The organism is Deefgea rivuli DSM 18356 (assembly GCF_000620145.1).
GTDB lineage: Bacteria > Pseudomonadota > Gammaproteobacteria > Burkholderiales > Chitinibacteraceae > Deefgea > Deefgea rivuli.
Genome location: NZ_KK211084.1, coordinates 99,740 through 112,347, shown reverse-complemented (window position 1 = coordinate 112,347; position 12,608 = coordinate 99,740). Strand labels below are relative to the sequence as shown.

Here is a 12,608-nt window from a genome sequence, read left to right as displayed (position 1 = left end):
TACAATGACAGAATACGTCGACGCAATGCGTGACATCGCCATTTTGGCGCTTGAAGATATTAAAGGTAAAGAAATCCAAGTTTTGGATACCACGACTTTAACTGATTTATTTGATTGCATGATCGTCGCCACCGGTGAATCGAATCGTCAAGTTCGCGCTTTGGCCAATAATGTTGCCGTTGAACTCAAAGCCAAAGGCTACGAGATTCTGAGTACCGAAGGCGAAGAGACTGGCGATTGGGTGTTGGTTGATGCCGGTAGTTTGATTGTTCACGTGATGTTGCCAGCAGTTCGCGATTATTACGATCTAGAGCAATTGTGGGGCGGCCAAAAACCAACCTTCAGCCCTTTAGGCAAGGCTTGGTCAGCAGTGTAATTTATTAGGGTATTGTGCTCTAGGCATTGAAAGCAAATGTTTAGCAGGCAATACCCTTTTTATTGCTTGAGGTTTTTAACTCGCAATAATTTAGCAATATCCATATAAGCAAATAGACTTTTTCATTTGCTTATTATTCCGTAAAGTCCACCCATCCAGATCACATCGTAGACGCTATGAATACCTTGTCCGAAGCACGGCTCACGCACTTAAAGCAGCTCGAAGCCGAATCCATCCACATCATTCGTGAAGTGGCTGCCGAATTTGAAAATCCAGTTATGTTGTATTCGATTGGTAAAGACTCCGCCGTGATGCTGCATTTGGCCAAAAAAGCCTTTGCGCCGGGCAAGCCACCGTTTCCGCTGATGCATGTGGATACGACGTGGAAATTCCAAGAAATGTACAAGCTGCGCGATAAACAAATCGCTGACGGTTGGAATTTGATTACGCATGTGAATCAAGATGGCGTTGACGCGGGCATCAATCCGTTTACCGCGGGTTCAGCTAAGCATACCGACGTGATGAAAACCGAAGGTTTGAAGCAAGCGCTGAACAAACACGGTTTTGACGCCGCTTTCGGTGGCGCACGCCGCGACGAAGAAAAATCCCGCGCCAAAGAGCGCGTGTATTCTTTCCGCGATAAAAACCATCGTTGGGATCCAAAAAATCAACGCCCAGAGCTGTGGAATATCTACAACTCGAAAGTCGACAAAGGCGAATCGATTCGCGTGTTCCCGATTTCGAACTGGACTGAGCTGGATATTTGGCAATACATCTACATGGAAAACATCGAGATTGTGCCGCTGTATTTGTCGGAAGAGCGCGAAGTCGTTGAATACAACGGCTCTTTGGTGATGGTCGACGACGACCGCATTTTGCAATATTTGACGCCAGAGCAAAAAGCGACGATCAGCAAAAAATGGGTTCGTTTCCGTACGCTGGGCTGTTATCCATTGACCGGTGCCGTGGAATCGAAAGCCGCAACGCTGCCTGAAGTGATTCAAGAAATGCTGTTGGCGACCACCTCCGAGCGCCAAGGCCGCGCCATCGACCATGATTCAAGCGGTTCGATGGAAAAGAAAAAAATGGAAGGCTATTTCTAATTCAGTTAGTCGGGAGTAGAGAGTGGGGAGTGGGGCGTCGCCCGAAGCCTTTCCACTCCCAACTCCCCATTCCCCACTCCCGGAATTTAAAATGTCAAATCAATCAGAACTGATCGCCAGCGATATCTTGGCGTATTTGAAGCAACACGAAAACAAAGACATGCTGCGCTTTATTACTTGCGGCAATGTGGATGATGGTAAATCGACTTTGATCGGTCGTTTGCTGCACGACTCAAAACTGATTTTTGAAGATCACCTCGCGGCGATTCAAAAAGACAGTCAAAAATTTAACACCACCGACCAAGAAATCGACTTGGCGCTGCTGGTCGATGGCTTGCAAGCCGAGCGCGAGCAGGGCATTACGATTGACGTGGCCTACCGTTATTTTTCAACTGAAAAACGCAAGTTCATCATCGCCGATTGCCCAGGCCACGAGCAATACACGCGCAATATGGCGACCGGCGCTTCGACGTCTGATCTGGCGATTATCTTGATCGACGCGCGTTACGGCGTGCAAACGCAAACGCGCCGCCACAGTTTTATTGTGTCGCTACTCGGTATCAAGCAAGTCATCGTTGCCGTCAACAAGATGGATTTGGTTGATTTCTCGGAAGCGCGTTACAACGAAATCCGTACGCAATATTTAGATTTCGCGAAAGACTTGGCGATTGAAGACATCGAATTCGTACCGCTTTCAGCGCTGCGCGGCGATAACGTCGTTAACGAATCCGATAAAACACCGTGGTACGAAGGCCAAACTTTGATGGGCTTGCTCGAATCCGTGCAAATCAATAAAAGCGGTAAGCTCGATGCTTTCCGTTTGCCAGTGCAATACGTGAATCGCCCGAACCTCGATTTCCGTGGCTTCTGCGGCACGATTGCAGCAGGGCATGTGTTGCCAGGCGATGAAATCATCGCGCTGCCATCAGGCAAAAAATCGACCGTGAAAGCGATTGTGGCGTATGAGGGCGAGCAGGCTGCAGCGTATTCAGGTCAAGCGATCACATTGACCCTGACCGATGAAATCGATATTTCTCGCGGCGATATGATCGTTCGCGCGCAAGACGCTCAGCCGCATGTTGGCAGTGCATTTGACGCGCATTTGGTATGGATGAACGAAGCGCCCTTGGTCGTTGGCAAGGAGTATATGGTCAAGCTCGGCGGTAAACAATGCTTTGGGCGTATTACCTCTATCCAGTATCGTATCGACGTGAACAGCCTTGATCATCTGAATGTGCAAGAACTCAAGCTCAATGAGATTGGCTTAGTGCGTATCGATTTGACCGCGCCGATTGCGTTTGACACCTACCGAGAATGCCGTGGTACAGGCAATTTGATCATCATCGATCGTTTGACCAATGCTACCTCAGCCGCGGGCATGATTCACGCGCCAGCTGCTGCCGTAGCTGCAAGTGAAGTTGATGAATTGACGCGCTTGCGCGCATTCGAAGCCGATTTGAACGCTTTGGTGCGTAAACACTTCCCACATTGGGGCGCAAAAGACGTATTGGATTTGCTGAAGTAATTCAGAATGATCCAAAAGAAAAACCCGCTGTTGAGGCGGGTTTTTTTATTGCTTCATTATTCGCAATAGATTCTTGTTTCCTATTTATAGGGATTTCAAGCTCATCGACTTTTAGGTTTTTTGTCTGATGATGTCGGAAATTGCGCCTCTTTTGGTGTTCCGATACCGATACACCCATTTTCGAAATTAAGCGTCTTAATGGCTGAGCAGCGGTCAGCATTAGCCCTAAATAGGTGAAACAGCTGTTCTACATCCAATGAAATTGCCTGTATTGCAAATCGCCCGTCAGATTGAAGCACTTGAAAACGAATTTCCGTACGTGGCGCAGGTTTATTTGTTGTCGCGAAGGTTAGCATTTGCAGAGAACTGCTATATGAGTCATTTTCGTCCAACAGAGGCACAATATCAAATGTGAGTAATTTACTTCCAGGTGGAATGATGGCATCCGAATCATTCTGAAGTTTAATCTTTGTAGATCCAGCTAAAAGCTCACCGTCAACCCATACCCTGCCAAGAGAAGCAGGTGCATCGCCGCGATTTATTGCTACAACCCTGAGCGTTGTTCCATCTACGGACGGCATGGAAATCGATGCCTCAGAACGAGGTGTGTGGACGACTTTGTAAAGTGCGGGACCAGCGATTCCTACTACAGAGACGAGTGCAGTAATTAGCGCAAGAGCAGTATTGGAAAATGGAATAAAACTGCGCCAATTTTGATATGAATTACACTTGGTACAAATTTTTGCTTCAATTGGAATTTCATTTTTACACTGTTTGCATAACGTAATCTGTGTTTCAACGTCATCAGCCATAAAGTTGCCCAGTGGTGAAATAATATATCTTTAAGGGAAAAATAAAATTAGTTCTCGATCATATTCACTTGGCCGACTCCAGCCTGCCACGTAGTCTACTTAACTATTTAGTGTAAAGCATTAATCCCGCGTCAAAACTTCCAGCAATTCAATTTCAAAATATAGGTCAGAATTCGGTGCAATGTGCTCGCTAATTTGGCGCTCGCCGTAGGCCAGATGCGCGGGAACGGATAGCCTGCGCTTGCCGCCAACGCGCATGCCCATGATGCCGATGTCCCAACCTTTAATCACACGGCCAGTACCGATCACGCATTGGAAGGGTTTGCCTTTGCGGTGCGACGAATCAAATACCGTGCCATCAGCCAAGGTACCGGTGTAATGCGTCGTGATTAGCGCGCCTTTCACGGCGGCTTTGCCTTCGCCAATGACGAGGTCTTCGATAATCAGTTCATTGCTCATGATTTTTCCAGTTAGGGTGTATTGCTTGCCAAGCTTTTTTGAGTAAAGGCTAGCGAGCAATACCTGATTAAATTAATGTTTTTTTGTGGGGGAGAGCATGCCCGCTCCCATGACATAAGTATCTATACAAATCAAAAAATCGAAAAAATCCATCCATTCGTCATTCCGGCGAAGGCCGGAATCCAGCAGCAATGTTTTTTTACCGTAGCTCTGGATACCGGCCTACGCCGGTATGACGAACTAAATGAATGGCTTTGAACTTGTGTAGATACCGATGCTTCCACCGGGCTTAGATTTTAGCGAGCGCTAGCGCTGCGCCGACGGCGAAAAAGGCTAGCGCGCAGCAGCGATTAAAAATTTGAATTCGTCGTCCGCTTTCCAGCCAGCGCGCCAGCGACGTGCCGCCCCACGCGTAAACTAGTTGCCAGCTAATTTCGATCAGAAAAAAGCTACTCAATAAAATCAGCCATTGTGGGGCTTGAGGCGCATTGGGCGTTAGAAATTGCGGCAAAAAAGCTGCGGCAAACAAAATCGCTTTTGGATTAGAGAGTGCAACGGCTAAGCCAGTTTTAAATCGTGAACTGGGGGTATTTGCATTGGCGCTAGGTAGTGAAAGCGCGCTACCTGCATACCAGCATTGATAACCCAAATAAATCAGATACAGTGCGCCAGCGATTTTGAGCGCCATAAAGAGCATCGGCGAGGCGGCCAACACACTGCTGACGCCCAGTGCCGATAAACCCAGTAGCAGCGCAAGGCCAAGCATCGCGCCGCTCATCGTCGCCGTCGTCGCGCGCCAGCCATAACGCGCGCCGTGGCTGAGCATCAGCAGCATATTCGGCCCTGGTGTCGCAGAGATAAAACAAGTTGCCGTAATGAAGGCTAGCCAGATTTGGAGTGACATCGTTGTCTCTGGGTATTGCTCTGTAGCTTTTTATTGATAAAGGCTACATGGCAATACATCTATTTTTGAGTGCGTGGTTTTTCGAAGGTAAAAAACATATTAACTTGAAAGCCGCCAATTTCTACTCACCATGGTCGCGCTAATGCCGCGCGGCACTGACTTTTCTTGAACGGCCAAGAAAAGTAAGCAAAAGAAGGCCGCCCTGCATCTGCGTCCGACTTCGTCGGATTCCCTCGCTGCGGACAATCGGGTCGGTTGCGCTCAAAACTCGTTCGGCCTCAAAGACAAAAACGTCGGCCTCGCTCAAACATTGATCGCAAAAACCCCGCCCCGCTTGTTCCTCGCTCGGCTTGACACAAGGGACTTTAAGCCCCAGCCCAACCATCGCGGCTCAGCATCAAGACTAAATCTGAAAACAGACTTCCTATGGGTATTGCCATGTAGCCCATTTTAAATAAGGGCTTCGTGGTAATACTAGTTAATTGTTTTAACTCCGTCCCTTCCACGTCGTATTGCACGTCTTGAGCAGATATTTAAACGCGCGTTCCATGTATTCATCGGGGAATTCCGGATCTTTATTCGCTAGCGCGGTTTCGGCTTCTTCTTTTAGATCGTGTTCCCAAAAATCGGCCAATTCTTCGCGTAATTCGACCGGAACATGATTTTCGATAAATTCAGTCACCAAGGCCGAGTTAAAGCCGTGATCGCGTACCGCTTGCACCATCGCGGTGGCTTCGCGTTTGAGCATGGCCGATTTTACGGGTTGCGCGGTGGCGACTAATAAAAACAGCGTTGCAATAACGGCGTTGTCGTCATTTTGGCTTAGGCGTTGCCAGTTTTTGGCAATTGCGGCGTCGTAATCGCTGATTTCATTGATGCCGCCGTCGATAAAATAAGTTTCCAGATTGAAACTATTCTCACGAATTTTCGGCAGTTCTTGCGTCAAAAATGCGTCCATTTCGGCATCGGCAGTGCGCGCAATGGCGGGCGGTGCATCGCTAAAAAACAGCTCAAATCGCGCAGGGTTGTAGCTGATTTTTTTTGGTTTAACCGCTTTAATTAGCGCATTAAATTCTTTGCGATTGGGGAGTTTGACTTTGCCATCGGGCGCGAGGATGAGCAGCATGACGCTGGCAATCAATTGCTCGGCATCGCAAATTTCTTCATTGCCGAGACGCAGTTTTTTCGCCAGCCAAAAGCCTAAATCAATCTTATTTTGCAGCGCTTGGCCGCGCGCTAGATCGGCTTGGTATTGCGGCCATGAGATTTGAGTGTCGCCGCTCATTTCATTTAAAAACGATTGTTGCTCTTCGCTTGAGGCCGCGCTTTGCTTGAGCAGCAGCGTATCGCGTGGCATCGCGTGCAGGCGGCGCAGCATATCGGCACCTTGCTTTGAATGCGACAGTAGGGTGTTTTTTTGTAGCGATTGCGCGGCCGTTTGCAAATCGCCTTGTGCGTGATCTTCGAGATACAAGCTAATCAGATTAGTCATCCGAATCACCGCCAGCTCCAGATCGGGGCGCAAATAGGCGGTGCCAAAATAATTGGCGATTTGTACCATGCCTTTGGCGAGATCGGTCTCGATGCTCTTGAGTTTTTCGGCGCTAATAATGCTTTGTGCGACGCCGAAAGTCAGCGCTTTATCAAAAAAGCGCCGCTGATCGAAGGCGGCAAGGTTCGTGTTGCTTGTATTCATCTTAAATCGCCGATTCTTCAACGTCGTCAGTTTTGCTGCTACCGCTGGTGAGCGCCTGCAATAAGCTTTCAATCGCGCTGTCGCTAATTGGTTTGCTGCGCTGCTCGCTACGCACCGCATGCGCTAACACGCGGCCTTGTAGTTCGCCAATAATGTGCTCGAAAAAGTCGGTTTGCTCGTGGAATAAAATCCAGATGGTTTCTTTCCAGTCGTTGTCAGCGACTTCGGAGCGCGTATAGCTCCAATTGGTTTTGTCTTGGATGTGTTCTAGCGAGTGAAATACGGCGAAAAATTCACGGATTTCGCTGCTGGTGCTACTGCCATCGTCGGATAAAAACGGCAGCGGGTCGGTGGTATTGCTAGCGTGCATGACAAAATTAAATACTTCTTCGAGGCGACCATAAAAATAGTCGGCCATCGTTTCCGTGCCACCGCTTTGCGTAAACATCGCTTCGAGGTATTCGCCGGTCATGTCGGGATCTTTGTAGATCACCGCATTAATCATGCCGCGCATTTTGTCTTTATTGCGTTCACCGTATTGCTTATCGAGCACCACGGCGCGGGCAAATTGCTCTGGCGTCACCATCATGCTGAGCAAAGATTCTTTGGACGAGTCGTATTCGCGCATGATCGCCAGCAAGTCTTTCGGCGCTACATCATCCAAAATTTGCATCAGTGCCGTATCGCCATGCTGATCGGCAATGTCGGACAGCACTTTTTCGGCGCCCATAATATCGCCGACCATAATCAGTTGTGAGGCATTGATAATTGCTGGATGCATGATCGTCCTTGGTTTGTGGTGGCGCGTTGCTGCGTGATAGTGATTTTTAAGTGCCTGCGGCACGGTGTTTTACAGTCGCAATCCGCGACGAGGACTCACTTTCTTGAACGGCCAAGAAAGTAAGCAAAGAAGCCGCCCCGGGCGCACCCCGCTCCGCGGTTCCCTCGCGTGGCGAAAGCCAAACGATAAGGCTGTTTGTCTTTCTTCGTGCTCGGTGTGCTTGGACGGGGGGGTTTAAGCCCCAGCTCAACGAGCGCGGCACAGCATTATTCTGATCTATGTGTTTAAGACTTTTCAGGATCGAGTGACTCAAAACCTTGCTCAGAAAGCCACGATGAGCCAGAAGATTCCAAGTCGCTCATGTCGCCGCCATCGTCGTCGGAATCATAAACATCACGGTCGTCGTCTTCTGTCTCGTCGGTTTCAACAGCAGAATGCGCCGAATGATGGCCGCCTTTAATGCGCAAATATTCCAGTGCGGCGGTGATCACTAAAAATACATCGCCGCCATCGGCGTTCGTCGCAGCATCGACAAATTCTTGTGCCCAATCGGCAATACTGAGGTTTTCTTGCAACTGATCCCAAGGGATAAAATCATCGCCATCAGGCTCGCTCGCCACAATCGCTTTCATCATCGCTGGCGACGTGAAGCTAAACGCATTGTAGAAAACCACTGCGACCATTTCCGGACTGTATTCAATCATCGGCAAAAGGTGTGCAAATTGTTGGCGTTTTTCGTTTAAACGTTTTTTCAGCGCCGGGCGGCCTTCAGAATCGCTCATCAGGTCTTCGAGTTCGGCGTCGTAAACCGGCATTAGCTCGGCAAAAAAGGGAGAGATATTCACGAAAATAAACCTTGTAGATATTTGGCTGCGATTTCTTGGGCGACTTCAAGCGGATTATCAATCAAGCTGCGCTGGCGATAATCATCATAAGCTTTGCGGCGCTCGGTATCTGAGAGCACTTCGTAGGCGACTTGGATTTCACGAAAGCGAGCTGCGGCGTCGGGCGCGGGATTGCGGTCGGGATGATATTTGGTCGCATTTCTGCGGTAGGCCGCTTTAATGGCGTCGATGCTGGCATTGGGCTGCACACCCAATTTGGCATAGTGATCGTGTAAAGACATGCTTATCCCCAATGTTGAAGAGCTTGCTTTGCAGCAAACAAAAAGCCCACATCTTACGATGCGGGCTTTTTGTTTTGTCTTGGTGGCTATGGCGGGACTCGAACCTGCGACCCCAGCATTATGAGTGCTGTGCTCTAACCAACTGAGCTACATAGCCAAGAGAGGCATGATTATCACCGAACACTTTGAACTTGGCAAGCGCTTTTTGCAAAAATTACCGATATATTGCATTTTAATTAGGCGATGTTCAGATTTGCTGTTGATGCGATGGCGGAGCTGCGCGAAATCCCTTGTGTCGCGCCGAGCGAGGAACAAGCGGCAAGGGGGTTTCGGCGGGTTCTGTTTTGTTAAAACCCGCCGCCTTGCCGATTGTCCGCAGCGAGGGCATCCGACGAAGTCGGACGCAGATACAGGGCGGCTTTCTTTTGCTTACTTTTCTTGGCCGTTCAAGAAAAGTAAGTCCCCGTCGCGGATTGCGACTGTAAAATACCGTGCCGTAGGCACTTAAAATTATAAAACCATCACCGCAACCCAGCCAAACGCCATCAGCGGTAAGTTGTAATGCAGGAAAGTCGGCACGACGGTGTCCCACATATGATTGTGCTGGCCATCAATATTCAAACCGGCGGTTGGCCCGAGGGTTGAGTCCGAAGCAGGCGAGCCTGCATCGCCCAATGCGCCAGCAGTGCCGACGAGGCAAACGATGGCTTCCGGGCTAAATCCCAGCTTCATCGCCAGCGGTACATAAATCGTCGCCAAAATCGGCACGGTAGAGAACGATGAACCTATGCCCAGCGTCACAATCAAGCCGACTAGCAGCATCAAAAATGCCGCGAGTGCTTTGCTGTCGCCTATCCAGCCTGCCGACTGTTCGACCAAGCTTTTTACGTCACCCGTCGCTTTGAGCACTTCGGCAAAGCCCGATGCGGCGATCATAATCAGGCCGATGCCGGCCATCATTTTCATCCCTTCGCTAAACACGCTATCGGCATCGCGCCAAGGCACTGCGCCGCCCAGCACGCAAATTGCAAAGCCCGCCAATGCGCCCAGCAACATCGAATCGGCATACAGTTGCACGATAAAAGTCATCACCATCGCGCCAATCGCCACCCAGATGGAGCGCTGCGTGTAGTGACTATCTTCGCGCTCGACCGCTTTCAGCACATCGATATTGTATTGGCGCGGTTTGCGGTAAGTTACAAACACCGCCATCAGCAGGCCAAACAGCATCCCCAAAGCAGGCAACGCCATTGCGTGCATGACATTTACGTGGCTGGCATCCAAGCCCGATTTGGCAATGCTGCCGAGTAGGATTTGCTTGAGGAAAATCTCGCCAAAACCGACCGGAAACAGCATATACGGCGTGATCAGGCCAAACGTCATCACACAGGCCAAGAGGCGGCGATCGAGCTTAAATTGCGCCAAGGTATACAGCAGCGGCGGAATCACCAGCGGAATAAACGCAATATGAATCGGTAATAAGTTTTGCGACGCAATCGATAGCGCCAGCACCGCCAAAATAATCCCCCATTTGACGCGCTGATTCTCGCTGCTTTTTTGACTGAGTTTTGCCAGTCCATCGGCCATTGCATGCGGCAAGCCGGATGCCGCCAACGCCAATGCAAATGCGCCGAGCAGTGCATACGACAGTGCAATCCCCGCGCCGCCACCCAAGCCGCCATTAAATGCCGCGATGGTTTTGGCCAAGGTCAAACCACCACACAGGCCGCCAACGACGGCGCTAACTAAAATACTGATGACCACATGGATGCGGCTGAGCGACAGCGCCAGCATCAAGGTAACGGCAATGAGAACGGCATTCATGGCGATATTCTGGCAAGGTAAAACAGCTACTTTACGCGCAGATTGCCTCTGGCGTTGAGAGATAAATCATCAATTGTTGCAGCAGGCGAAATCTGTATATGGGATTTTCTGGGTGTTGGTGATGCTGTGAAGCTGGTAGGATTTTGTCCCCTTGGGCGAATGGAAGCTGTTTTCTCGCCCCATGAAGTGTTTTGCCAAAGGATTTTCATGTTTTCCCAAGACGCCGCAGCGGCTCCGCATCTAAAGCGCACTTTGCGCGCTCGCCATCTATCGATGATTGCGATTGGTGGTTCGATTGGTACTGGTTTATTTGTCGCCTCGGGCGCAACGGTGGCGCAAGCAGGGCCGGGCGGTGCTTTGCTTGCCTATGCGGTGATCGGTTTGATGGTTTATTTTTTGATGACCAGTTTGGCTGAAATGGCCGCGTATATGCCCGTTTCCGGCTCGTTTTCGACTTACGGTGCTAAATTTGTCGAGCCTGGTTTTGGCTTCGCACTGGGTTGGAATTATTGGTACAACTGGGCGGTAACAATTGCCGTTGAGCTGGCTGCCGCCAGTATGGTGATGAAATTTTGGTTTCCCGATAGCTCGGGTATGTTGTGGAGCGCGCTGTTTTTGGCGCTGATGTTTTCGCTCAATTACATTTCGGTCAAAGGTTTTGGCGAAGCCGAATATTGGTTTTCGCTGATTAAAGTGATTACGGTGATTGTGTTCATCATTACGGGCGTGCTGATGATTTTTGGCATTTTAAGCGGCACGCACAGCGTGGGTTTTGCCAATTTCACTGCGGGTGACGCGCCGTTTGTCGGAGGATTCCCGGCCATGCTCGGTGTGGCGATGATTGCCGGATTTTCATTTCAAGGCACTGAGCTGATCGGGATTGCGGCTGGCGAATCGGAAAATCCACAAAAAAATATCCCCAAAGCCATCAAGCAAGTGTTTTGGCGCATTTTGCTGTTTTATGTGTTCGCGATTTTTATTATCGGTATGTTGATTCCGTACACCGATCCGAATTTGCTGAAAGGCGATCTTTCCGACATTGGCGTTAGCCCGTTTACCTTGGTGTTTAAAAATGCCGGTATCGCCTTTGCCGCCAGCTTGATGAATGCGGTGATTTTGACGGCTATTTTATCGGCGGGTAATTCCGGCATGTATGCATCGAGCCGGATGCTGTATTCCTTGGCAACCGAGGGCAAAGCGCCAAAAATGTTCGCCAAATTGTCGAGCAACGGCGTGCCGCGCAATGCTTTATATGCGACCACCGTAGTCGGGATGTTGTGCTTTTTGGCGTCAATTTTCGGCGAAAAAACCGTGTATTTATGGCTGCTCAGCACATCGGGCATGACCGGATTTATCGCATGGCTGGGGATTGCCGTGTGCCATTATCGTTTCCGCAAAGGCTATATCGCGCAAGGCCGTGATCTGAACGATTTACCATATCGCTCGAAGTTTTACCCTTTTGGCCCACTGTTTGCGTTCGCACTGTGCATGGTGATTATGCTCGGGCAAAACTACCAAGCCTTTATGGCGGGAACCATTGATTGGGCCAGCGTCGCCGCGACGTATATCGGGATTCCGCTGTTTTTTGTGATTTGGCTGAGTTATCGCTATCGCAATAAAACCCGCTTTATTGCCTACGACAAGATGGATTTGGATAGTCAGCGGGATTGATGTGGGGTTTGGGTAAGTTTAGGATTGTCTGATGTATTGGTTGCTAGGCTTTGTAGTAAAAGGGCTGTAATCAAATACATCAATAGGTAGGGTGTCAATGAGCGAAGCGAATTGCACCGTTTCGCAAGTCGATCAAGTTGATCTAATGCACTGAAAGCGTTTTTCTATTTGGTTGTATTTGAATTTGATGCTGAAAGTCGATTCCTACGCGGGATCGGCGCTAATGCCGCGCGGCACTGACTTTTCTTGAACGGCCAAGAAAAGTAAGCAAAAGAAGGCCGCCCTAGTATCTGCGTCCGACTTCGTCGGATTCCCTCGCTGCGGACAATCG

The 12,608-nt window shown here is 49.6% G+C and carries 12 protein-coding genes and 1 tRNA gene; 4 read left to right on the top strand and 9 right to left on the bottom strand.

The window, feature by feature from the left end:
- The first annotated feature begins 4 nt into the window (after positions 1 to 4).
- From rsfS to cysN, 3 genes are all read left to right on the top strand, one after another.
- The gene (gene rsfS, locus Q320_RS0117465; protein WP_027470069.1) at positions 5 to 376 is read left to right on the top strand and encodes a ribosome silencing factor; all 372 of its coding nucleotides are present in this window, start codon (positions 5 to 7) and stop codon (positions 374 to 376) included.
- A gap of 176 nt (positions 377 to 552) precedes the next feature.
- Entirely contained in the window at positions 553 to 1,479 is a 927-nt protein-coding gene (cysD, locus tag Q320_RS0117460) for a sulfate adenylyltransferase subunit CysD (protein WP_027470068.1), read from the top strand.
- 91 nt (positions 1,480 to 1,570) lie between these two features.
- On the top strand, positions 1,571 to 3,004 hold the full coding sequence (cysN, locus tag Q320_RS0117455) for a sulfate adenylyltransferase subunit CysN (RefSeq protein WP_027470067.1): 1,434 nt from the start codon (positions 1,571 to 1,573) through the stop codon (positions 3,002 to 3,004).
- A gap of 101 nt (positions 3,005 to 3,105) precedes the next feature.
- Here the strand turns inward: cysN and Q320_RS20460 are convergent, their stop codons facing one another.
- The 9 genes from Q320_RS20460 to Q320_RS0117405 all read right to left on the bottom strand — a co-directional run bounded on the left by Q320_RS20460 (position 3,106) and on the right by Q320_RS0117405 (position 10,606).
- Entirely contained in the window at positions 3,106 to 3,816 is a 711-nt protein-coding gene (locus Q320_RS20460; RefSeq protein WP_051534868.1) for a hypothetical protein, read from the bottom strand.
- 120 nt (positions 3,817 to 3,936) lie between these two features.
- Complete coding sequence (locus tag Q320_RS0117445) at positions 3,937 to 4,275, bottom strand: FKBP-type peptidyl-prolyl cis-trans isomerase (RefSeq protein WP_027470066.1); 339 nt, start codon at positions 4,273 to 4,275, stop codon at positions 3,937 to 3,939.
- A gap of 289 nt (positions 4,276 to 4,564) precedes the next feature.
- The gene (locus tag Q320_RS0117435; protein ID WP_027470064.1) at positions 4,565 to 5,179 is read right to left on the bottom strand and encodes a LysE family translocator; all 615 of its coding nucleotides are present in this window, start codon (positions 5,177 to 5,179) and stop codon (positions 4,565 to 4,567) included.
- Positions 5,180 to 5,666: 487 nt separating this feature from the next.
- Positions 5,667 to 6,875: a hypothetical protein gene (locus Q320_RS21110; protein WP_051534867.1), complete on the bottom strand. Its 1,209-nt coding sequence runs from the start codon at positions 6,873 to 6,875 to the stop codon at positions 5,667 to 5,669.
- Position 6,876: 1 nt separating this feature from the next.
- Positions 6,877 to 7,656: a hypothetical protein gene (locus tag Q320_RS21105; RefSeq protein WP_051534866.1), complete on the bottom strand. Its 780-nt coding sequence runs from the start codon at positions 7,654 to 7,656 to the stop codon at positions 6,877 to 6,879.
- Positions 7,657 to 7,940: 284 nt separating this feature from the next.
- On the bottom strand, positions 7,941 to 8,501 hold the full coding sequence (locus tag Q320_RS0117420; protein ID WP_027470063.1) for a hypothetical protein: 561 nt from the start codon (positions 8,499 to 8,501) through the stop codon (positions 7,941 to 7,943).
- Entirely contained in the window at positions 8,498 to 8,782 is a 285-nt protein-coding gene (locus Q320_RS0117415) for a DnaJ domain-containing protein (RefSeq protein WP_035854209.1), read from the bottom strand. The genes Q320_RS0117420 and Q320_RS0117415 overlap by 4 nt, the downstream gene beginning before the upstream one ends.
- A gap of 80 nt (positions 8,783 to 8,862) precedes the next feature.
- Positions 8,863 to 8,939 (bottom strand) — tRNA-Met (locus tag Q320_RS0117410).
- A 353-nt stretch (positions 8,940 to 9,292) separates the two neighbouring features.
- Positions 9,293 to 10,606 (bottom strand): Na+/H+ antiporter family protein, encoded by a 1,314-nt coding sequence (locus Q320_RS0117405; protein ID WP_027470061.1) that lies wholly within the window; start codon positions 10,604 to 10,606, stop codon positions 9,293 to 9,295.
- A gap of 207 nt (positions 10,607 to 10,813) precedes the next feature.
- Between Q320_RS0117405 and Q320_RS0117400 the strand changes: the two genes are divergently transcribed.
- On the top strand, positions 10,814 to 12,277 hold the full coding sequence (locus Q320_RS0117400) for an amino acid permease (RefSeq protein WP_027470060.1): 1,464 nt from the start codon (positions 10,814 to 10,816) through the stop codon (positions 12,275 to 12,277).
- The last annotated feature ends 331 nt before the right edge of the window (positions 12,278 to 12,608 follow it).

Excerpts from the sequence above, each read along its gene's own strand:
- rsfS (WP_027470069.1), top strand. The coding sequence starts at position 5 with ATGACAGAATACGTCGACGCAATGCGTGACATCGCCATTTTGGCGCTT.
- cysD (WP_027470068.1), top strand. The coding sequence starts at position 553 with ATGAATACCTTGTCCGAAGCACGGCTCACGCACTTAAAGCAGCTCGAA.
- cysN (WP_027470067.1), top strand. The coding sequence starts at position 1,571 with ATGTCAAATCAATCAGAACTGATCGCCAGCGATATCTTGGCGTATTTG.
- Q320_RS20460 (WP_051534868.1), bottom strand. The coding sequence starts at position 3,816 with ATGGCTGATGACGTTGAAACACAGATTACGTTATGCAAACAGTGTAAA.
- Q320_RS0117445 (WP_027470066.1), bottom strand. The coding sequence starts at position 4,275 with ATGAGCAATGAACTGATTATCGAAGACCTCGTCATTGGCGAAGGCAAA.
- Q320_RS0117435 (WP_027470064.1), bottom strand. The coding sequence starts at position 5,179 with ATGTCACTCCAAATCTGGCTAGCCTTCATTACGGCAACTTGTTTTATC.
- Q320_RS21110 (WP_051534867.1), bottom strand. The coding sequence starts at position 6,875 with ATGAATACAAGCAACACGAACCTTGCCGCCTTCGATCAGCGGCGCTTT.
- Q320_RS21105 (WP_051534866.1), bottom strand. The coding sequence starts at position 7,656 with ATGCATCCAGCAATTATCAATGCCTCACAACTGATTATGGTCGGCGAT.
- Q320_RS0117415 (WP_035854209.1), bottom strand. The coding sequence starts at position 8,782 with ATGTCTTTACACGATCACTATGCCAAATTGGGTGTGCAGCCCAATGCC.
- Q320_RS0117405 (WP_027470061.1), bottom strand. The coding sequence starts at position 10,606 with ATGAATGCCGTTCTCATTGCCGTTACCTTGATGCTGGCGCTGTCGCTC.
- Q320_RS0117400 (WP_027470060.1), top strand. The coding sequence starts at position 10,814 with ATGTTTTCCCAAGACGCCGCAGCGGCTCCGCATCTAAAGCGCACTTTG.